This window comes from Serratia grimesii NBRC 13537, from assembly GCF_001590905.1.
GTDB classification, from domain to species: Bacteria; Pseudomonadota; Gammaproteobacteria; order Enterobacterales; family Enterobacteriaceae; genus Serratia; species Serratia grimesii.
In genome coordinates this window covers 51262-71483 of record NZ_BCTT01000010.1, presented here as the reverse complement: position 1 = coordinate 71483, position 20222 = coordinate 51262, and the positions used below count along the sequence as shown (strand labels likewise).

The 20222-nt window shown below is 51.5% G+C and carries 16 protein-coding genes, 1 tRNA gene and 1 other RNA gene; 10 read left to right on the top strand and 8 right to left on the bottom strand.

Features of this window, described 5'->3' with window-relative positions:
- Window positions 1-110 precede the first annotated feature (110 nt).
- The gene (gene ppsR, locus SGR01S_RS12140) at window positions 111-932 is read right to left on the bottom strand and encodes a posphoenolpyruvate synthetase regulatory kinase/phosphorylase PpsR (RefSeq protein ID WP_037418633.1); all 822 of its coding nucleotides are present in this window, start codon (window positions 930-932) and stop codon (window positions 111-113) included.
- A 532-nt stretch (window positions 933-1464) separates the two neighbouring features.
- Here ppsR and ppsA point away from each other — a divergent pair.
- Complete coding sequence (gene ppsA, locus SGR01S_RS12135) at window positions 1465-3843, top strand: phosphoenolpyruvate synthase (protein ID WP_061807556.1); 2379 nt, start codon at window positions 1465-1467, stop codon at window positions 3841-3843.
- Between the two features lie 110 nt (window positions 3844-3953).
- Here the strand turns inward: ppsA and rprA are convergent.
- Together rprA and ydiK are read right to left on the bottom strand one after the other, a co-directional pair.
- An RNA gene (gene rprA, locus SGR01S_RS12130) (antisense sRNA RprA) lies at window positions 3954-4064 on the bottom strand.
- Window positions 4065-4321: 257 nt separating this feature from the next.
- Window positions 4322-5422: an AI-2E family transporter YdiK gene (gene ydiK, locus SGR01S_RS12125; RefSeq protein WP_061807555.1), complete on the bottom strand. Its 1101-nt coding sequence runs from the start codon at window positions 5420-5422 to the stop codon at window positions 4322-4324.
- Window positions 5423-5674: 252 nt separating this feature from the next.
- Here ydiK and ydiJ point away from each other — a divergent pair, with 252 nt between their 5' ends.
- On the top strand, window positions 5675-8731 hold the full coding sequence (gene ydiJ, locus SGR01S_RS12120; RefSeq protein WP_061807554.1) for a D-2-hydroxyglutarate dehydrogenase YdiJ: 3057 nt from the start codon (window positions 5675-5677) through the stop codon (window positions 8729-8731).
- Window positions 8728-9144, top strand: coding sequence for a 1,4-dihydroxy-2-naphthoyl-CoA hydrolase (gene menI, locus SGR01S_RS12115; protein WP_037418647.1), 417 nt, complete (start codon window positions 8728-8730; stop codon window positions 9142-9144). Before ydiJ ends, menI begins: the two co-directional genes overlap by 4 nt.
- Window positions 9145-9195: 51 nt before the next feature.
- On the opposite strand, the gene SGR01S_RS12110 is transcribed toward menI, so the two are convergent.
- Window positions 9196-9600 (bottom strand): hypothetical protein, encoded by a 405-nt coding sequence (locus SGR01S_RS12110; protein ID WP_037418867.1) that lies wholly within the window; start codon window positions 9598-9600, stop codon window positions 9196-9198.
- A gap of 555 nt (window positions 9601-10155) precedes the next feature.
- Between SGR01S_RS12110 and sufA the strand changes: the two genes are divergently transcribed.
- From sufA to SGR01S_RS12075, 7 genes are all read left to right on the top strand, one after another.
- On the top strand, window positions 10156-10527 hold the full coding sequence (sufA, locus tag SGR01S_RS12105) for a Fe-S cluster assembly scaffold SufA (protein ID WP_037418650.1): 372 nt from the start codon (window positions 10156-10158) through the stop codon (window positions 10525-10527).
- Between the two features lie 14 nt (window positions 10528-10541).
- Window positions 10542-12038, top strand: a complete 1497-nt coding sequence (gene sufB, locus SGR01S_RS12100) for a Fe-S cluster assembly protein SufB (RefSeq protein WP_037418869.1) — start codon at window positions 10542-10544, stop codon at window positions 12036-12038.
- 42 nt (window positions 12039-12080) lie between these two features.
- Complete coding sequence (sufC, locus tag SGR01S_RS12095; RefSeq protein WP_037418653.1) at window positions 12081-12827, top strand: Fe-S cluster assembly ATPase SufC; 747 nt, start codon at window positions 12081-12083, stop codon at window positions 12825-12827.
- The gene (gene sufD / locus SGR01S_RS12090; RefSeq protein WP_061807553.1) at window positions 12802-14088 is read left to right on the top strand and encodes a Fe-S cluster assembly protein SufD; all 1287 of its coding nucleotides are present in this window, start codon (window positions 12802-12804) and stop codon (window positions 14086-14088) included. The genes sufC and sufD overlap by 26 nt, the downstream gene beginning before the upstream one ends.
- Window positions 14085-15305 (top strand): cysteine desulfurase SufS, encoded by a 1221-nt coding sequence (gene sufS / locus SGR01S_RS12085; protein WP_061807552.1) that lies wholly within the window; start codon window positions 14085-14087, stop codon window positions 15303-15305. The genes sufD and sufS overlap by 4 nt, the downstream gene beginning before the upstream one ends.
- A 95-nt stretch (window positions 15306-15400) precedes the next feature.
- Complete coding sequence (gene sufE / locus SGR01S_RS12080) at window positions 15401-15814, top strand: cysteine desulfuration protein SufE (RefSeq protein ID WP_061807551.1); 414 nt, start codon at window positions 15401-15403, stop codon at window positions 15812-15814.
- Between the two features lie 290 nt (window positions 15815-16104).
- Window positions 16105-17118 (top strand): L,D-transpeptidase family protein, encoded by a 1014-nt coding sequence (locus tag SGR01S_RS12075; protein ID WP_037418666.1) that lies wholly within the window; start codon window positions 16105-16107, stop codon window positions 17116-17118.
- A 144-nt stretch (window positions 17119-17262) separates the two neighbouring features.
- On the opposite strand, the gene SGR01S_RS12070 is transcribed toward SGR01S_RS12075, so the two are convergent.
- The 4 genes from SGR01S_RS12070 to SGR01S_RS12055 form a co-directional block, all read right to left on the bottom strand.
- Window positions 17263-17499 (bottom strand): major outer membrane lipoprotein, encoded by a 237-nt coding sequence (locus tag SGR01S_RS12070; protein ID WP_004943717.1) that lies wholly within the window; start codon window positions 17497-17499, stop codon window positions 17263-17265.
- A 308-nt stretch (window positions 17500-17807) separates the two neighbouring features.
- Complete coding sequence (gene pykF, locus SGR01S_RS12065; protein WP_037418669.1) at window positions 17808-19220, bottom strand: pyruvate kinase PykF; 1413 nt, start codon at window positions 19218-19220, stop codon at window positions 17808-17810.
- A gap of 405 nt (window positions 19221-19625) precedes the next feature.
- Window positions 19626-19931: a cupin domain-containing protein gene (locus SGR01S_RS12060; protein ID WP_061807550.1), complete on the bottom strand. Its 306-nt coding sequence runs from the start codon at window positions 19929-19931 to the stop codon at window positions 19626-19628.
- Window positions 19932-20066: 135 nt separating this feature from the next.
- A tRNA-Val gene (locus SGR01S_RS12055) sits at window positions 20067-20143 on the bottom strand.
- Between the last annotated feature and the right edge of the window lie 79 nt (window positions 20144-20222).

The window sequence follows — 20222 nt, the reverse complement described above, 5'->3', positions numbered from 1 at the left end:
AACCGGAGAAACTGTGTTCTCTTGATCAAAGCCGCGAAAAAAAGCACAAAAATTATGGGCTATGAGGAAATCATCAACAGATGGCAGGGGGCTTCCCCGCCATCAGATTATCAGAACATGCGACGGCTCATTCCCAGAATATCCAGAATTTTTGTCGAGATTTCTTCTACCGAATAATTGGTCGTATTCAGATAGCGAATTTGATTTTTGCGGAACAGCGCTTCAACTTCAGCGAGTTCCATGCGGCACTGACGGATAGAGGCATAACGGCTATTCTCACGCCGTTCTTCACGGATCGCGGCTAAACGTTCCGGGTCGATAGTCAGGCCGAAAAGTTTGTGCTGAAACGGCTTCAGCGCGGCAGGAAGATGCAAATTGTCCATATCGTCGGCGGTAAACGGATAGTTGGCGGCGCGAATACCAAATTGCATCGCCAGGTACAGGCTGGTGGGGGTCTTTCCGCAGCGAGACACACCGAGCAAAATCACCTGAGCTTGATCAAGATTACGCAACGAAATTCCGTCATCGTGCGCCAATGTGTAGTCAATGGCGGCAATACGTGCGTCATATTTCCCAAGATTGCTGGCAGTCAGTCCGTGGGTGCGGTTCGGTACCGGGGTCGGTTCCACATCCAGTTCGCCCTGCAGCGGGCCAACCAGCGCTTGCACGATATCCTGACAAAACCCTTCACTTTGAGTAATCACATTGCGCACTTCCGGCGAGATGATCGAGTAAAACACCAGCGGCCGTACGCCGGTATCACGATAAATCTCGTTAATCTGCTGACAGACACCACGGGCGCGCGCTTCAGTTTCCACAAAGGGCAGCGTAAAGGTTGTGGCCGTCACCGGAAATTGCGACAACACTGCGTGACCCAAAACCTCGGCAGTGATCGCCGTACCGTCCGAAATATAAAAAACGCTTCTTTCCACCCTAGGCTCCTTACCTGAAACAGTGACGCAATTATCACACCTGCTTATCCTTATCATCATGGGCTTCATATAATCCAGCGGTAAAGGGGCGGGCAGAAAAATTGTGATAATGCGGACAGAGTCGGTCATTAATTCTGCAGGAAGAGGGGGTGATGACGGGTAAAAATTTCAGTGAAACACTATTTCAATTTTAATGAAAAGTTTGAGATTATTTCCCTTGAATAATTATTCTTCATTATGGTGTTATTTTGGTCTAAAGCATGACAAAGAATAGGGTTTTTAAAACTGTAGTTTAAAAAATACTTAATTTGTTGAGTTTTAAGCTTTTAGTGCGACGGGGAACGATTCCACCGTCATTTTCCCTTTCAGGAAGTTTTCCTAAAATCCACTTTCTTCACCGGGTTGATCGATTCACCTTTCCATTTCCTATGGATCATTGTGCTAGTCTGATTCGGCACCGTTTTAGCGGCGCTGAGAAAGCAAGCGAATTAAATCCGTCTATACCCTACTGATAGCAATAAGGATTGTCTCGATGTCCAACAATGGCCCAGACTTGCGTAATGTGCTTTGGTACAACCAGCTCGGCATGCACGACGTTGACCGTGTCGGCGGCAAAAACGCCTCCCTCGGTGAAATGATCACCAATCTTTCCGATTTGGGCGTGGCCGTGCCAAACGGTTTTGCCACCACCGCGCAGGCGTTTAACGATTTCCTCGAGCAAAGCGGTGTTAACCAGCGCATCTATCAGCTACTGGATCAAACTGACGTTGACGATATTGCTCAATTGACCAAGGCGGGCGCACAAATCCGCCAATGGATTATCGACACGCCATTCCATGCGGAATTCGAGCGTGAAATTAACCTGGCTTACCAGCAACTGGCCGACGGCGAGCCGGAAGCGTCATTTGCCGTGCGTTCATCGGCAACTGCGGAAGATATGCCGGATGCGTCCTTTGCCGGCCAGCAGGAAACCTTCCTCAACGTGCAGGGTATCGACGCCGTCATGGTGGCGATTAAGCACGTATACGCCTCCCTGTTTAACGACCGCGCCATTTCCTACCGGGTGCATCAGGGCTATGACCATCGCGGCGTGGCGCTGTCAGCCGGCGTTCAGCGCATGGTGCGTTCTGACCTGGCGTCTTCCGGCGTGATGTTCACCATTGATACCGAATCTGGCTTTGATCAGGTGGTGTTTATCACCTCCGCCTTCGGCCTGGGTGAAATGGTGGTACAGGGTGCGGTAAACCCTGACGAATTCTATGTGCACAAACCGACGTTGCTGAAAGGTAACCCGGCTATCGTGCGCCGTAACCTTGGTTCGAAAAAAATCCGTATGGTGTATGCACCATCGCAGGATCATGGCAAGCAGGTCCAAATTGAAGACGTGCCAGAACAGCAACGCAATCGTTTCTCTCTGACTGACGAAGAAGTGCAAGGGCTGGCTCATCAGGCACTGCTGATTGAAAAGCACTATGGCCGCCCGATGGATATCGAGTGGGCCAAAGACGGCCATACCGGAAAGCTCTTGATCGTGCAGGCGCGTCCGGAAACAGTGCGCTCTAACGAGCAAACCATGGAGCGCTACCAGCTTAATGGTTCCAGCCCGGTGCTGGTGGAAGGGCGTGCTATCGGTCATCGCATTGGCGCCGGCCCTGTGAAGGTCATCCATAATATCAGCGAGATGGATCGTATCGAGCCAGGTGACGTTCTGGTGACTGATATGACCGACCCGGACTGGGAACCGATCATGAAAAAGGCCGCCGCAATCGTCACTAACCGTGGCGGTCGTACCTGCCATGCGGCGATCATTGCGCGTGAACTGGGCATTCCGGCAGTGGTTGGCTGCGGTAACGCGACCGATCTGCTGAAAGAGGGCCAACAGGTCACCGTTTCTTGTGCAGAAGGCGATACCGGCTTCGTCTACAGCGATATCCTCGATTTTGACGTGCAGAGTTCCGAAGTGACCGAATTGCCGGTTCTGCCGCTGAAAATCATGATGAACGTCGGCAACCCTGATCGTGCCTTTGACTTCGCGCGTTTGCCGAATGAAGGTGTGGGCCTGGCCCGTCTGGAATTTATCATCAACCGTATGATTGGCGTGCATCCGAAGGCGTTGCTGGAGTTTGATCAGCAGACGCCAGAGCTGCAAGCGGAAATCACGACGCTGATGCAGGGCTACGACCATCCGGCCGAGTTCTATGTCGGCCGTCTGACGGAAGGGATTGCTACGCTGGGTGCGGCGTTCTGGCCTAAGCGTGTGATTGTGCGTCTTTCTGACTTTAAGTCCAATGAATACGCCAATCTGGTTGGCGGTGAGAAGTATGAGCCGCACGAAGAGAACCCAATGCTGGGCTTCCGTGGTGCCGGTCGTTATGTTTCGGATAACTTCCGTGACTGCTTCGCGATGGAATGTGATGCGGTAAAACGAGTACGTAACGAAATGGGCCTGACCAACGTTGAGATCATGGTGCCGTTTGTTCGCACCGTGGCACAAGCAGAAGCCGTAGTTGCCGAATTGGCGCGCCAGGGTTTGAAGCGCGGTGAGAATGGCCTGAAAGTGATCATGATGTGCGAGATCCCATCCAATGCGCTGTTGGCGGATCAGTTCCTGGAACATTTCGATGGCTTCTCAATCGGCTCTAACGACATGACTCAGTTAACGCTGGGGCTGGACCGTGACTCGGGTGTGGTATCTGAACTGTTTGATGAGCGTAACGAAGCAGTGAAAATTCTGTTGTCGATGGCGATTCAGGCGGCGAAGCGTCAGGGTAAATACGTTGGTATCTGCGGTCAGGGGCCTTCTGATCACGAGGACTTTGCGGAGTGGTTGATGGATCAGGGCATTGACAGCCTGTCACTCAATCCGGACACCGTAGTACAAACCTGGGTTAATCTGTCTAAGAGAAAGTAATTCTCACACGCTGATTTATCCCTGGCCATAAAGCCGTAACTTTGTTGCGGCTTTATTATTTCTGAATGTAAATAGAAAGGGTGAAAGGAATAATAACAGTCAAAAAAAGAATAAAAAAAAGCCCATCATAGGAGACGGGCAAAGACTACACACAGCAATTCACATGTATGGCATTACATTGTTTGGAAATCTTGCTTTAAATCAGGTATTTGAAGCAATATATGGCAATCATACTAGATATTTAAACACCAATAGTCATTAAGAATCATCCTAATCAATATTCATATTCCCATTTATTTTTAACACGAGTGAATATTATTGGGCTGATAAAAAGATGTATTTTTTCGGTATGTTTAATGTGTGCTCAAAAGAAAGTCACGGCGGTGATTTTATTATCGTGATCGGTTAATTCAGAAAAGCAGGTGAGATGCAGGGGCGAGGGAAGATCTCTGCCCGGCAGCCCGGGCAGAGTTGAGAGTTACATTTGTTCCAGGTCTTTAGCGACCTCTTTCACATCGGCGGTGGGTTCTGGCGCTTCGCTCATCCAGGCCGTGAGCAAGCGATAGGATACAGCCAACACCACTGGGCCGATAAACAGGCCAATCATACCGAACGCCAGTAAGCCGCCAATAACGCCAGACAGGATCAGCAACATCGGCAAATCGGCACCCATGCGGATCAGTACAGGACGCAGCACGTTATCCAGCGTGGCAACCACACAGCTCCAGACCAGTAGCACGGTGCCCCAGGTTGTATCGCCGCTCCAGTACAGCCAGATAATCGCCGGCACCAGCACCAGTAGCGGTCCGAGCTGGGCGACACAACAGATGAAGATCAGCACGGTTAGCAACGTCGCGGCAGGAATACCGGTTATTGCCAGGCCAATGCCGCCCAAGACAGACTGCACCAACGCTGTCACTACAACGCCTAGCGCTACTGCGCGGATCGCCTGTCCGGCCAGTACCACTGCTGCATCGCCGCGTGAGGCACCGAGACGTGTCGCAAAGTGGCGGATACCCAGAGCAACTTGCTCGCCACGAGCATAGAGTAAAACGCTAAACAGCAGCATCAATGTGCAATGTAACAAGAGGCGGCCAATATGTGCCGCTTGCGCGACAAACCAGGTCGCTGTCTGACCGAAGTAAGGCTGGACCTTTGCCACCAGGGCCGTTCCGCCTGCACTCACCAGCGTGTGGTAACTGGTGTAGATCTTATCGCCGATCATCGGGATCGATTGCAGCCAGGCCAGATCGGGAATATGCAATTTGCCAGGCGTGCTAGCCCAGGCAACAACGGGAGCGCTGTTGTCCACTACGCTGCTCACTAGCAGAGATATCGGCAGTATGAACAGCAGGATCAGCAGTATCGTCATCACGACCACCGCCAATGAACGTCTGCCCCAAAGTATTTTTTGCAATTTAATGAGCAATGGCCACGTGGCGATGACCACCATGCCAGCCCAGGCAAAGCCGAGAATAAAGGGTTGAATGACCCAAAAGCAGGCGACGATCATAATGGCGATAAATAGCACGCCAAAAATAATCCGTGGCAAATCGTATCGGGATTGCGGGATTGTCATGAATGAGTTCTCATCCTGGTAAGTTAACTCCTTGGGACCGTTTAATCATGGTGCATATTGGTCAAAAATTACAGGGCGACGCACCTTTTGTTGCGGGCCATTCTGTGGCAAGGCAATTGCAATAATGTGCATGCCTTCACTAAACGAGTATGTTAGTTTTTATCTCTAATAAAAAATAGGGCGGGTCTGAATAAAGGCCTGATTCAGCGTTCATTAACGCATATAAAACAGACAGACAGGGTCAAAAATCGAATGATCCCACAGATTTCTCAAGCGCCCGGCCTCGTTCAGCGGGTGCTCGACTTTTTGGAAGCGTTAAAGCAAAACGGATTCAACGGCGATATCGCCACCAGCTATGCCGATCGGCTGACGATGGCGACCGACAACAGTATCTATCAGTTGCTGCCCGATGCCGTCGTGTTCCCTCGTTCAACTGCAGATGTGGCGTTGATTGCGCGTCTGGCGGCAGAGGAGCGCTTCAGTGCATTGACCTTTAGCCCGCGCGGCGGCGGTACCGGCACTAACGGCCAGTCACTCAACACCGGTATCGTGGTGGATATGTCGCGCCACATGAACCGCATTCTTGAGATCAATGTGGAGCAAGGCTGGGTCAAGGTTGAGGCGGGGGTCATTAAAGACCAACTTAACCAGTATTTGCGTCCATTCGGCTATTTCTTCTCGCCGGAACTTTCTACCAGTAATCGTGCCACGCTGGGCGGTATGATCAACACTGACGCCTCAGGTCAGGGGTCGTTGGTGTACGGCAAAACATCGGATCACGTGTTGGGCTTGCGGGCCGTGTTGCTGGGTGGTGATATGATCGACACGCGCGCTATGCCGACGCCATTGGCGGAAACGATTGCTCACGAAGATACGGTTGAAGGCCGGATCTACCACACTGTGCTCAATAGCTGCCGCGATCAGCGAGCACTGATTCTGGAAAAATTCCCCAAACTTAATCGCTTCCTGACCGGGTACGATCTACGGCACGTATTTAGCGATGACATGCAAACCTTCGATCTGACACGTATTCTGACCGGTGCAGAAGGGACGCTGGCCTTTATTACCGAAGCACGGCTGGATATTACGCCATTGCCGAAAGTACGCCGCTTGGTGAATGTTAAATACGATTCGTTTGATTCCGCACTGCGCAACGCCCCCTTTATGGTGGAAGCCAAGGCCCTGTCGGTCGAGACCATCGATTCCAAGGTCCTGAATCTGGCACGTGAGGACATTGTCTGGCATTCGGTGAGTGAATTAATTACCAATGTGCCAGATAAAGAAATGCTTGGTCTGAACATTGTCGAGTTTGCCGGGGATGACAAGGTGTTGATCGACAGGCAGATGGAGGATCTCTGCCAGCGGTTGGATGAATTGATCACCGAAAAGCAGGGCGGTGTGATCGGCTATCAGATCTGTGGAGATCTGGTCGGTATCGAACGCATTTATAACATGCGTAAAAAGGCTGTCGGGTTGTTAGGCAACGCCAAAGGGCGCGCTAAACCTATCCCGTTTGCCGAAGACACCTGTGTGCCACCACAACATTTGGCCGATTACATTGTCGAGTTCCGCCAGTTGTTGGACAGCCATAACCTTAGCTACGGCATGTTTGGCCATGTGGATGCCGGCGTATTGCATGTGCGTCCGGCACTCGATATGTGCGATCCACAGCAGGAAGTGTTGATGAAACAGCTTTCTGACCACGTGGTGGCGCTGACTGCCAAATATGGTGGGTTACTGTGGGGCGAACATGGTAAAGGGTTCCGTGCTGAATACAGCCCTGAGTTCTTCGGTGATCAATTGTTCATGGAGCTGCGGCGTATTAAGGCCGTGTTTGATCCGAACAACCGTCTCAACCCCGGTAAAATCTGTCCGCCGTTAGGTGTTGATGCGCCGATGATGAAAGTAGATGCAGCCAAGCGTGGCACACTTGATCGTCGTATCCCGGTTGAGGTACGCACTTCGTTCCGTGGTGCAATGGAATGTAACGGCAATGGTTTGTGCTTCAATTTTGATGTACGCAGCCCAATGTGTCCGTCGATGAAGATCACCGGTAGCCGTATTCATTCACCCAAAGGTAGGGCGGCGTTGGTACGTGAATGGTTGCGTTTGCTGTCCGAGCAGGGTGTCGATCCACTGGTGCTGGAAAAACAGCTGCCGCAACAACGTCTCAGTTTCCGGACTCTGATAGAGAAAACACGCAATAGTTGGTATGCCGGTAAAGGCGAATATGATTTTTCACACGAAGTGAAAGACGCCATGTCAGGTTGCTTGGCCTGTAAAGCCTGTTCCACCCAATGCCCGATTAAAATTGACGTGCCGGGCTTCCGTTCACGGTTCTTGCAGCTATACCACACGCGCTATTTACGGCCGGCACGCGACTATATGGTCGCGGGTGTGGAGAGTTACACGCCGCTGATGGCGAAAGCGCCGAAAGTGTTCAATTTCTTCTTCCGCCAGCCCTGGGTTCGTGAGTTAAGCCGTAACACCATTGGCATGGTTGATTTGCCTATGCTTTCCAGCCCGACATTGCGTCAGCAGCTTTCCGGTCATGGTGCCATGACGATGACACTGGAGCAGCTTGAAGCGCTGAGCGTGGAAAAGCGTGAGCAGTATGTACTGATCGTACAAGATCCCTTTACCAGCTATTACGACGCCAAAGTGGTGGCGGATTTTGTACGGCTGGTGGAAAAACTCGGTTACCGACCTGTGTTGTTGCCGTTCTCACCGAATGGCAAGGCCCAACATATCAAAGGGTTCCTGACAAAATTTGCTCGCACGGCGCGCAAGACTGCTGATTTTCTCAACCGAGTGGCAAAGCTTGGCATGCCGCTGGTGGGGGTCGATCCGGCGTTGGTGCTGTGCTATCGCGACGAATATAACGAGATCCTCGGTGAGGCGCGTGGAGATTTTCAGGTACAACTGGTGCATGAGTGGCTTCAGCAACGGTTAGCCGAACGTGCAGAACAACCTGCGACGGGCGAAGCCTGGTATTTATTCGGTCACTGTACGGAAACCACGGCGTTGCCGGCAAGCGGCCAACAGTGGGCGTCCATCTTTGCGCGCTTTGGTGCAAAGTTGGAAAATGTCAGCGTCGGTTGCTGCGGCATGGCGGGGACTTACGGGCATGAAGTGAAGAACCTACAGAATTCACTCGGTATTTATGAGCTATCATGGCATCAGGCATTACAACGTCTGCCGCGGCAACGTTGTCTGGCGACCGGTTATTCCTGTCGCAGCCAGGTCAAACGTATTGAGGGTAACGGTGTAAGACACCCATTACAGGCACTTCTGGAGATGATTGAGTGAAACTGTGGAAACGAGAGACGACGCTGGAACAATTAAACCAGGCCGGTGAAGGCTGCATGGTCAGTCATGTGGGGATCCAATTTACCCGACTAGAGGACGATTACCTCGAAGCGACTATGCCGGTTGATCAGCGCACCCGCCAGCCGTTTGGCTTGTTGCACGGTGGTGCATCGGTAGTACTGGCAGAATCGATGGGATCGATGGCCGGTTACCTGTGTAGCGAAGGGGAACAGAAAGTGGTGGGGTTGGAGATCAACGCCAACCATCTGCGGGCGGTATTTGAAGGCCAGGTGCGTGGCGTGTGCCGTGCGCTGCATGTGGGCCGTCGTCATCAGGTGTGGCAGATAGAAATCTTCGATTCACGTGATCGTCTGTGCTGCACTTCACGCCTGACCACGGCCATTATCGACTAAGTTTACCCCGCAGGTAACCTTACCTGCGGGTATTTTTGCCGTTCAGTCAGCTCATAGCTGAAACGGTACCCGCTTAACGAAGTCTTTCTGGAAGGCATTGGCCTTCTCCCAGGTACCTTCCATCGCATATTTCTGACAGATTAAGGTCAGAGTATGACGGGCAAAATGATAGCTCTGAACCCGGAACAGCTGACAACGCTGTGGGTTGTTGATTTCGACAATCAGTCGGTTATGCAGTTTGCTCAACGCATGCAGGTAGCTTTCATCATCACCGTTCTCCAGACACAGATTGGCCATATTCAGGCTGACACTGTTGTAGCGTTTCAGATGGTTGATATTGCACTCCGGACGTTTAAGCGACGCTTCCGCCATGTAGAAATCTACCGTGGCGTCGCGCACGCTGAATTTATAGTCATCAATTTTGCCCAGCAGCCACGCATTCATCGAGATATTCATTTGTCCGCGCTCAATTAGAATTGAATGATAATCATTATCATATTTATTGGGGCGTTCGTGATCAATCATTCTGTTGAAATTTTTATCGTCAGCAGGGGATGCATTAGGGTTGCGGCAACCCAACATAGTCAGTAGCGACTAAACTTTAATCAGAGAGAACGGCGTTTGTGGGGATGGACTGAAAGGCAAAAGGGCGGGAAATGCAGTTAATTGTCGATAAACGCATTTTTAAGACAGACAAAATTCAGAAATAGGTATTTTCTATGAATGTTTAAATCGACATTAAAAGCCCGGCTCTGTAAAGCGTCCGAGCCAGCGGGTAAGGGTTATGGTGTGGCAGGATGTACTGTAAATTCATAAGGATAAAATGATGCCATTTCTCACCGGCAGCGTCTGACGCGCTGACTGTCCCACGCCGTTGCCGCACGGCGAAGCAAAAATCCGGGCTTTTGGCGGATAACCCCGCAAAACAAACGGTTGAAGTGATAATCGTTATCACTAACATAGTAGCAACCCAGATTGGCTGTGGTAAAACACGAGTGTGAGGTAGGCCATATGCAAACGGAAAATGTCGGCACTTTTTCTCTGGACGAAAATGTCTGGCAAGGCATTTTACTCAGTGACAACGCCGTACAACAAATAACGAAACTAATGCAGCAGGATCCACAAGTGAAGGGGCTGCAACTCGGGGTGAAGCAGTCAGGCTGCGCCGGGTTTGCCTATGTGCTGGATCTCACCCGTGCACCTGCTGACGACGACCTGCTGTTTGAGCGCGATGGCGCCAAATTGTATGTGCCGTTGAAAGCCATGCCGTTTATCGATGGCACCACGGTAGATTTTGTCCGTGAAGGGCTGAATCAGATATTCAAATTTAATAACCCTAAAGCTCAGCATGCCTGCGGGTGTGGCGAGAGTTTTGGCGTTTGAGCGATGCAATCAACATGACACGAAGCAATGTAGAAATGCCTAATGAAGTGCAGGCTTGGGTCAGCGAAGGTCGCTACAAAGAAGGTTTTTTTACCCAACTGGCCACTGATGAGTTAGCGAAGGGCATCAATGAAGACGTGGTGCGCGCCATCTCGGCCAAGCGTAATGAGCCTGAGTGGATGCTGGAATTCCGCCTTGAAGCGTACCGCGCCTGGCTGCAAATGGAAGAGCCACACTGGCTGAAAGCAAACTACGACCGGCTGAACTACCAGGACTACAGCTATTACTCAGCGCCGTCCTGTGGCAGTTGTGATGACGCTTGCGGATCGCAGCCCGGCGCTGAACAACAACCGGGCGCGCCGACAGATAACAACTACCTGACCAACGAGGTTGAACTGGCGTTTAACCAGCTCGGCGTCCCTGTGCGTGAAGGCAGTGAAGTCGCGGTCGATGCGATCTTTGACTCGGTTTCGGTCTCGACGACCTACCGCGAAAAGTTGGCGGAAAGCGGGGTCATTTTCTGCTCGTTCGGTGAGGCTATCCACGAATATCCGGACCTGGTGCGTAAATACCTCGGTCGCGTCGTACCGTCCAACGACAATTTCTTTGCTGCGCTGAACGCGGCCGTGGCCTCCGACGGTACCTTTGTCTATGTGCCGAAAGGCGTACGTTGCCCAATGGAATTGTCGACGTATTTCCGCATCAACGCTGCTAAAACCGGCCAGTTCGAACGCACCATTCTGATCGCCGACGAAGGCAGTTATGTCAGCTATATCGAAGGCTGCTCGGCTCCGGTCCGCGACAGTTACCAGCTGCATGCAGCAGTAGTAGAAGTGATTCTGCACAAAGATGCCGAAGTGAAATATTCGACTGTGCAGAACTGGTTCTCTGGCGGTGACAGCAAGGGCGGCATCCTGAATTTTGTGACCAAGCGTGCGTTGTGTGAAGGTGCGGGGTCGAAAATGTCATGGACTCAGTCGGAAACCGGCTCGGCGATCACCTGGAAATACCCTAGCGTGATTCTGCAGGGTGATAATTCTATCGGTGAGTTCTTCTCGGTAGCGTTAACCAGCGGTCATCAACAGGCCGATACCGGTACCAAGATGATCCATATTGGCAAGAATACCCGGTCAACCATCATTGCCAAGGGTATCTCTGCCGGGCATAGCGAGAATACCTACCGCGGCCTGGTGAAGATCCTGCCGGGAGCAGAAAACGCGCGTAACTTTACCCAGTGTGACTCGATGTTGATTGGGCCGGACAGTGGGGCCCATACCTTCCCGTACGTTGAAGCGCGCAACAACAGTGCCCAGTTGGAACATGAAGCTACGACATCAAAAATTGGCGATGACCAACTGTTCTATTGTTTGCAGCGCGGCATCAGCGAAGACAATGCTATTTCGATGATTGTTAACGGATTCTGTAAGGACGTGTTCTCTGAGCTGCCGCTGGAGTTCGCCGTCGAGGCGCAGAAGTTATTGGCTATCAGCCTGGAACACAGCGTGGGCTAAACGCCGGATTTACAGCGCGACAGCGCGATCTAAGGACACTGCATGTTAAGTATCAAGAATTTAAAAGTCAGCGCGGAAGGCAACGAAATCCTCAAGGGATTGGACCTGGAGATAAAACCGGGTGAAGTGCATGCCATCATGGGGCCGAATGGTTCAGGCAAAAGCACGCTTTCGGCAACGCTGGCAGGGCGTGAAGAGTACGAAGTGACCGAAGGTGAAGTGACCTTCAAAGGTAAGGATCTGCTTGAACTGGCTCCGGAAGACCGGGCGGGTGAAGGGGTATTCCTGGCGTTCCAGTATCCGGTAGAGATCCCCGGTGTCAGCAATCATTTCTTCCTGCAAACCTCGGTCAACGCAGTACGTAAATACCGCCAACAAGAACCGCTCGACCGCTTTGACTTCGCTGATTTTATTGAAGAAAAAATTGAATTATTGAATATGCCGCCTGATTTGCTGACCCGCTCGGTCAACGTCGGTTTCTCTGGCGGTGAGAAAAAACGTAATGACATTCTACAGATGGCAGCGCTGGAGCCGGATCTCTGTATTTTGGATGAAACTGACTCTGGTTTGGATATTGATGCGCTGAAGATTGTCGCTAACGGTGTTAACTCGCTGCGTGATGGCAAGCGTTCGTTCATTATTGTTACGCACTACCAACGTATTCTGGACTACATCAAGCCGGACTACGTTCATGTTCTCTCTCAGGGGCGCATCGTCAAGTCCGGCGATTTCTCTCTGGTGAAACAGTTGGAGGAGCAGGGTTATGGCTGGCTTACCGACGAACAATAACGCGCGCGCGCTGCAACAACTGTATAGCCTGTTTGAAGCACGCGGTGGTGAGCACTCTGCCCATGCATTGGCGCACTGGCAACAGGCTTTGCGCCTGGGTTGGCCGACCCGCAAACATGAAAACTGGAAATACACCCCGCTGGAAGGTCTGCTTGAACAGCAGTTCCTTGAGCCGCCAGTGGAGCAAGTCACGGCCGCTCAGTTGGATGCGCTGGCGCTGGAGATCGACGCTTATCGACTGGTCTTTGTTGACGGGCGATTTTGTGCGGCGTTGAGCGACAGCGACCTGGGTGTTTATCAGTTCGACATTGCACCCTACGGGACGCTACAGGCGCTACCCGAACCGATCCAGCCCGAGATTTTTTTGCATCTGACGGAAAGTCTGGCGCAGGAAACCAGCATTATTCGCGTAGCCGCCGATAAAATCGCGACGCGGCCGCTGTACCTGCTGCACATCAGCAGCGGACGTGGGGCTGAAGGTGAGGTTAATACCGTGCATCATCGGCATCACCTGGATATCGCGCGTAATGCGCAGGCCGAGGTGATAGAGCATTATGTCAGTCTGAACGAGGCTGCACATTTCACTGGTGCACGTCTCACCGCCAACATCGCTGATAATGCCCAATTTCACCATTGCAAGTTGGCGTTTGAGAGCCAGCCGAGTTACCACTTCGCTCATAACGATCTAGTGATTGGCCGTGATGCGCGGGTGAAGAGTGACAGTTTCCTTTTGGGTGCAGGGCTAACACGGCATAACACCAGTGCACAGCTTAATGGTGAAGGCTCTAATCTGGTGATCAATAGCCTGGTATTGCCGGTCGGTAAAGAGGTGTGCGACACCCGTACTTACCTTGAGCATAACAAAGGCTATTGCGAGAGCCGTCAGTTGCACAAAGTGGTGGTCAGCGATCGCGCTAAAGCGGTGTTTAACGGCATGATCAAAGTGGCTAAACACGCGATTAAAACCGATGGACAGATGACCAACCATAACCTGTTGTTGGGTAAGGTGGCGGAAGTAGATACCAAGCCGCAATTGGAAATCTACGCCGACGATGTGAAGTGCAGCCATGGGGCTACCGTCGGGCGCATTGATGAAGAACAGCTGTTTTATCTGCAATCGCGTGGCATTGACAAGCATGCAGCGCAGCAGATGATCATCTTTGCTTTTGCCGCTGAGCTGACTGAGGGTATTGGTAACGATACTCTCCGTGAATCGGTGCTGGCACGCATTGCACAGCGCCTGCCGGGGGAGGCAGCATGAGTTTTCCGATTGAACGGGTACGCAGTGAATTCCCGCTGTTAGCGCGCGAGGTCAACGGTCAGCCGTTGGCTTACCTCGACAGCGCTGCCAGTGCGCAAAAACCGCAGTCGGTGATCGATCGTGAGCTGGATTTTTATCGTCATGGCTATGCGGCGGTACACCGTGGGATCCACTCCCTGAGTGCTGAGGCGACGCAGGATATGGAAGCCGTGCGTGAAAAAGTGGCGACGTTTATCAATGCCGCTTCGGTTGAAGAAATTGTATTCGTTAAAGGCACTACCGAAGGCATTAACCTGGTGGCTAACAGCTTTGGCCGTCATTTCCTGCAACCCGGTGACAGCATTATCATTACCGAAATGGAGCATCACGCCAATATCGTACCTTGGCAGATGCTGGCGCAGGAACGTGGGCTAAATCTACGCATCTGGCCGCTTCAGCAAGATGGCACGCTGGATCTGGCGCAATTGCCTGGTCTTATCGACACGTCCACCAAATTGCTGGCGCTGACCCAGGTTTCTAATGTGTTGGGGACGGTGAACCCAGTGCAGGAAATTACGGCACAGGCGAAGGCTGCGGGTCTTAAGGTGTTGATCGACGGGGCACAGGCTGTGATGCACCAGCAGGTAGACGTACAGGCACTGGATTGTGACTTCTACGTGTTCTCTGGCCATAAGTTGTATGGGCCTTCCGGTATTGGCATTCTTTATGGCAGGCAGGCCCTATTGCAGCAAATGCCGCCGTGGGAAGGCGGTGGCTCGATGATTCAGCAGGTCAGCCTGACACACGGCACAACGTATGCTGAGCCACCGTGGCGCTTTGAGGCGGGTTCACCAAATACCGCAGGCATCATGGGGTTGGGTGCGGCGATTGATTACGTGAATGCGCTGGGGCTGGCAGCGATTGGTGATTATGAGCAATCTTTAATGCATTACGCTCTGGAAGCCTTGCAACAGGTGCCAACACTGAAAATTTACGGCCCGGCAGAACGCGCCGGTGTTATTGCCTTCAATCTGGGGGAACACCATGCCTATGATGTTGGCAGCTTCCTGGATAAGTATGGTATCGCCATTCGGACCGGGCACCATTGCGCGATGCCATTGATGGCGTTCTATAATGTGCCGAGTATGTGTCGCGCTTCATTGGCGCTCTATAACACGCGTGATGAAGTGGATCGGCTGGTGGCCGGGTTACAACGCATTCAGAAACTGCTGGGATAGGGCGATCGGCGTGTGTGCTCCGCCGAGTGAATGAAAGGCTGTTGTATGAGACATGGGGTCGGCATGCCGACCCCTAAATTATTGAAAGGATCCTCATGGCGAACTTGCCGGACAAAGATAAGTTGGTGCGTAATTTTTCCCGTTGCCTTAACTGGGAAGATAAATATCTGTATGTCATCGAACTGGGCGCGAAGCTACCGGCGCTGGATGACTGTGAGCGTCAGGCGGAAAACCTGATTTCCGGTTGTCAGAGTCAAGTGTGGATCGTGATGCAGCTTGACGAGCAAGGGCACGTTGAATTTCACGGTGACAGCGATGCGGCGATTGTCAAAGGACTGCTGGCAGTGGTGTTTATTCTTTATCACCAGATGACGCCAGAGCAGATTATTGCATTGGATGTCCGCCCGTTTTTTGCCGAATTGGCGTTGAGCCAGCATTTGACACCTTCGCGCTCGCAAGGGTTGGAGGCAATGATCCGTGCTATCCGCGCTCAGGCTGCCAAGCTCTGACGTGCTGTAAGACTCATTGATACGTTGTGTTTCCTTGTGTCAGTGAGTCTTTACAAAGACCTGCCTACCTCTCTATTCATCCCGCAAATTAGTGACATATCAGCAGCTTACCTATTGACGTTATGTTGACAAATGCACAAAGCGATTACGTTATAACATGTTGATTTTTAGAGGACTTATTGCCTTTGACGTCAGCATTGCTAGTATTAATCAGGTCTTGTCTGATTTACCCGCGGTCAGGCGCCAGATAGCCTTGTGGCCGAACCGTAATAAGCATAATAGGGATGATAATGAAACGTGCGTTGAGTTTAATGGGCATGCTGTTTGCCACCGTACTGACCGGCACCCAAGCCGCCAGCGCGAGCGAATACCCGCTGCCACCACCAGACAGTCGCCTGATTGGCGAAAACACCACTTATACCGTACCGAACGACGGGCGTCCGCTGGAGGCCATTGCGGCTGACTATAAGATTGGTCTGCTGGGTATGTTGGAAGCCAATCCTGGTACAGACCCGTTTTTGCCAAAGCCGGGAACGGTATTGACCATCCCGACCCAAATGCTGTTGCCAGACACCAAGCGTGAGGGGATCGTGGTTAACCTGGCTGAGCTGCGTTTGTACTACTACCCGAAAGGTGAAAATAAGGTCATCGTTTATCCTATCGGTATCGGTCAGACGGGGATGCATACGCCGTTGCAAGTGACCTCCGTCAGCCAAAAAATCCCGAACCCGACCTGGACACCTACAGCCAACATCCGTAAACGCTATCAAGAAAAAGGTGTGACGTTGCCTGGCGTGGTTCCGGCCGGTCCTGAAAACCCAATGGGGTTGTTCGCTATGCGTTTGGCGATGGGGCACGGTGAGTATTTGATCCACGGTACCAATGCTAACTTCGGTATTGGCATGCGCGTGAGTTCCGGTTGTATCCGCTTGCGGCCAACCGATATCGAGGCGCTATTCAATATGGTGCCGCGTGGCACGCGAGTTCAAGTGATCAACGACCCGGTGAAAATTTCCGTTGAGCCGGACGGTAAACGCTATGTCGAGGTACATCAGCCGTTGTCGAGAGTCGAAAGCGATGATCCGCAAACCATGCCGATTACACTGTCTAAAGCCGAAAAAGCGTTTGTTGGCGATGCACAGACCGATCAGGCAGTGTTCGATAGTGCGGTTGTACGCCGCTCTGGCATGCCGGTACTGGTTAACCTTGGTCAGAACCCATCTGATGTTAGTTTAACGCCTGTAGCCTCACAGGAAGCGAATAAGGGCCTATTCAAGGGCGCACCTATCAGCTCGGTGAATTAAAACGCGGTTATAATGGATATTACAGAGGGGTTCAGCATGCTGAGCCCTTTTTTTTCGCCTGGTGGTAAGAGGGGACTCATCGGGGGAGCGACAGGCAAAAAAAACGGCGCACAATGTGCGCCGTTTTCATTAACCGAAGCTAACTTACTTTTTGTAAGCGTGAGCTTGGTTGTCCAGGCGCTGGTTAGCACGTGCTGCGTCGTCTTTAGCTGCTTGAACGTCAGAACGGATTGCGTTCACGTCGTTGCTCAGCTGGTCAACTTTAGCGTTCAGAGTCTGAACGTCAGAAGACAGTTGATCGATTTTAGCATTGCTAGAGCAGCCTGCCAGCAGAGTGGAACCCAGGATTACCGCGCCCAGTACCAGTTTAGTACGATTCATTATAACACCCTCTAGATTGAGTTAATCTCCATGTAGCGTTACAAGTATTACACAAACTTTTTTCGAAAGAGAATAATTTTTTTGTATTGGAGTGCTTTATTTTGATCGTTCGCTCAAACTTGCATCTTCTTTTGAGAAATAGTTAAAAAATGTAGGGAAAACAGCCGGATTCCATGGGACAACTCCGATTTATAATTAGCCAAATAATGAGCAATCGATGGTTGCGTTTTTGAGAAAATAGTTTACTACTGCTAAAAAAAACGCCGCAAAGCGGCGTTTTTGACAAAAGAATTATGTCACGTTTTATATTAGAGCACGTGAACCGAGGCAGTATTGGTGGTGCCACTTGGTACCAGGGCACCAGAAACCATCACCACAACGTCGCCTTTTTGTGCAAGACCGCTGGCCAACGCCGCTTCTTTACCAATGCGGTAGAAATCGTCGGTAGAGGCGATTTCCTTAACCATCTGTGGAATCACGCCTTTGCTCAGAATGAGCTGGTGAGCGGTGACTTCATTGGTGGTCAACGCCAGGATCACTGCGTTAGGGAAGTATTTACGCACGGATTTGGCTGATTTACCGCCGCTGGTGGCAACAACGATCAGTGGCGCATCCAGTTTTTCTGCGGTTTCAACAGCACCACGGCATACTGCTTCAGTGATGCGCAGTTTGCGGTTGTCATTCAGGCTGTCGATACGGCTTGGCATTACGCGATCTGTGCGCTCACAGATGGTCGCCATGATGGTAACGGCTTCCAGTGGGTACTTACCCTTGGCGCTCTCACCTGACAGCATGACAGCGTCGGTACCATCCAAAATGGCGTTAGCAACGTCGCCAGCTTCTGCGCGGGTAGGGCGCGGGTTTTTGATCATTGAATCGAGCATCTGCGTTGCGGTGATAACCACTTTGCGTGCACGATTACATTTTTCGATCATCATCTTCTGCGCGAAGATCACTTCTTCTACCGGAATTTCCACACCCAGATCACCACGAGCAACCATGATGCCGTCAGACGCTTCGAGGATCTCGTCGAAGTTGTTCAGGCCTTCCTGGTTTTCGATTTTAGAGATGATCTGGATTTGCTCACCACCGTGGGCTTTCAGGTGTTCACGGATTTCCAGCACGTCTGAACGTTTACGGATAAAGGACGCAGCAACGAAGTCCACACCTTGTTCGCAGCCGAAAATCAGATCGCGTTTGTCTTTTTCTGCCAGTGCAGGCAACTGAATAGAAACGCCTGGCAGGTTAACGCCTTTGTTCTCGCCCAGGTCACCGCTGTTCAGCACCTTACAAACCACTTCGTTTTCGGTCACGTTGGTGACTTCCATGCCGATCAGACCATCGTCTACCAGCACGGTGTTACCAATTTTCAGGTCAGCACTAAAGCCTGCATAAGTGACTGCAACACGTTCGTTGTTGCCGATAACGCTCTGATCGGTGGTGAAAGTGAAAGTCTGACCGGCAACCAGGGCAGCGTCTTTGCCGCCTTCCAGTTTCATGGTGCGGATTTCCGGGCCTTTGGTATCCAACAGGATACCCGCGTTCTGACCGGTTTTCGCCATCACTGCGCGCATGTTCTTGATGCGGTTGCCGTGCTCTTCATAATCACCATGTGAGAAGTTCAGGCGCATTACGTTCATGCCGGCATTCAGCAGGTTGGTCAGCATTTCTTCCGATTCGGTTTTTGGACCGATGGTACAAACAATTTTGGTCTTTTTCATGACGGATTTTTCTACAAGTTGTGATGGATAAAGAAACGAATAAAACCAGCGGTCAGGCCACTGATAAGGGATTTGAGTCGTGCCTGGTGATGCAAAACACAGTTAAGGATAGGTGACCAGAGTCGAAATGGGGCGGAAAAATTCAGCCCGCGCCGGGATGCGGGGATGCTGCGCAACGTGATGAGGTGAAAATGTGTTGTTATTGCGTTTTCGCAGATCAAGGGCTGAAACCATTCAACTGAAAGACGTTGCGCATTATAAAGGCTAAGCGGCGGGAAACAAAATAAAAAACCGATGCTAAATCGCGGAACCGTCAAATCAGCAGCAAATGTGGCGCAAATGCAAACCAACAGCAGGTGTTTGTTGCGCAAATAACCCTTCTGTAAATGCAAGTATTGCAGAAGGTTAGTTTGACGTGATGATTTCCCACAACGTACCGGCAGCCAAACAGAAGCAACCACTCGCGGTATTCGCGGGGATCGTGACGGTTTCACCGGCGAGCACTATCTGGGTGTCACTGCCTACAGTGAATTCAAACTCGCCCGAGACTACCCGTGTTTGCAAGGTGTGGGCGCGTTTTTGCAGCTGGCCGAAGGCGCCGGCGTCGAATTTTACTTCTGTGGCACGGGCGCCGTTGTTCATTATCCCTTGTCGGCGGGTGAGGCCGTTGTCGAGCTTCTCAAACGAAGTCTCTGCGGTAAATGTCAGCATGGGATCTGTCCTGATAAGGTATTCGCCTTGATGATACAGTTTGCGATGGCAGAAGCTAAAGTATGGGATCGCGCTGGCGAGTTAACAATAGGGTGAGTGTTGAGCTGATAGGGCAAGTTTGAGAAAACAACGCTTTGGTGCGTCCGAGTGGACTCGAACCACCGACCCCCACCATGTCAAGGTGGTGCTCTAACCAACTGAGCTACGGACGCATCTTTTCCTGTCTGTCATGGCTGACAGCGGGGACGAATATTAACGAGCTACCTGCTTGCTGGCAAGGAGAAAAACGTA

Bases quoted from the DNA above. Each gene is read 5' to 3' on its own strand.
- ppsA (WP_061807556.1), top strand. From the start codon at position 1,465: ATGTCCAACAATGGCCCAGACTTGCGTAATGTGCTTTGGTACAACCAG.
- ydiK (WP_061807555.1), bottom strand. From the start codon at position 5,422: ATGACAATCCCGCAATCCCGATACGATTTGCCACGGATTATTTTTGGC.
- ydiJ (WP_061807554.1), top strand. From the start codon at position 5,675: ATGATCCCACAGATTTCTCAAGCGCCCGGCCTCGTTCAGCGGGTGCTC.
- SGR01S_RS12110 (WP_037418867.1), bottom strand. From the start codon at position 9,600: ATGAATATCTCGATGAATGCGTGGCTGCTGGGCAAAATTGATGACTAT.
- sufA (WP_037418650.1), top strand. From the start codon at position 10,156: ATGCAAACGGAAAATGTCGGCACTTTTTCTCTGGACGAAAATGTCTGG.
- sufB (WP_037418869.1), top strand. From the start codon at position 10,542: ATGACACGAAGCAATGTAGAAATGCCTAATGAAGTGCAGGCTTGGGTC.
- sufC (WP_037418653.1), top strand. From the start codon at position 12,081: ATGTTAAGTATCAAGAATTTAAAAGTCAGCGCGGAAGGCAACGAAATC.
- sufD (WP_061807553.1), top strand. From the start codon at position 12,802: ATGGCTGGCTTACCGACGAACAATAACGCGCGCGCGCTGCAACAACTG.
- sufS (WP_061807552.1), top strand. From the start codon at position 14,085: ATGAGTTTTCCGATTGAACGGGTACGCAGTGAATTCCCGCTGTTAGCG.
- sufE (WP_061807551.1), top strand. From the start codon at position 15,401: ATGGCGAACTTGCCGGACAAAGATAAGTTGGTGCGTAATTTTTCCCGT.
- SGR01S_RS12075 (WP_037418666.1), top strand. From the start codon at position 16,105: ATGAAACGTGCGTTGAGTTTAATGGGCATGCTGTTTGCCACCGTACTG.
- SGR01S_RS12070 (WP_004943717.1), bottom strand. From the start codon at position 17,499: ATGAATCGTACTAAACTGGTACTGGGCGCGGTAATCCTGGGTTCCACT.
- pykF (WP_037418669.1), bottom strand. From the start codon at position 19,220: ATGAAAAAGACCAAAATTGTTTGTACCATCGGTCCAAAAACCGAATCG.
- SGR01S_RS12060 (WP_061807550.1), bottom strand. From the start codon at position 19,931: ATGCTGACATTTACCGCAGAGACTTCGTTTGAGAAGCTCGACAACGGC.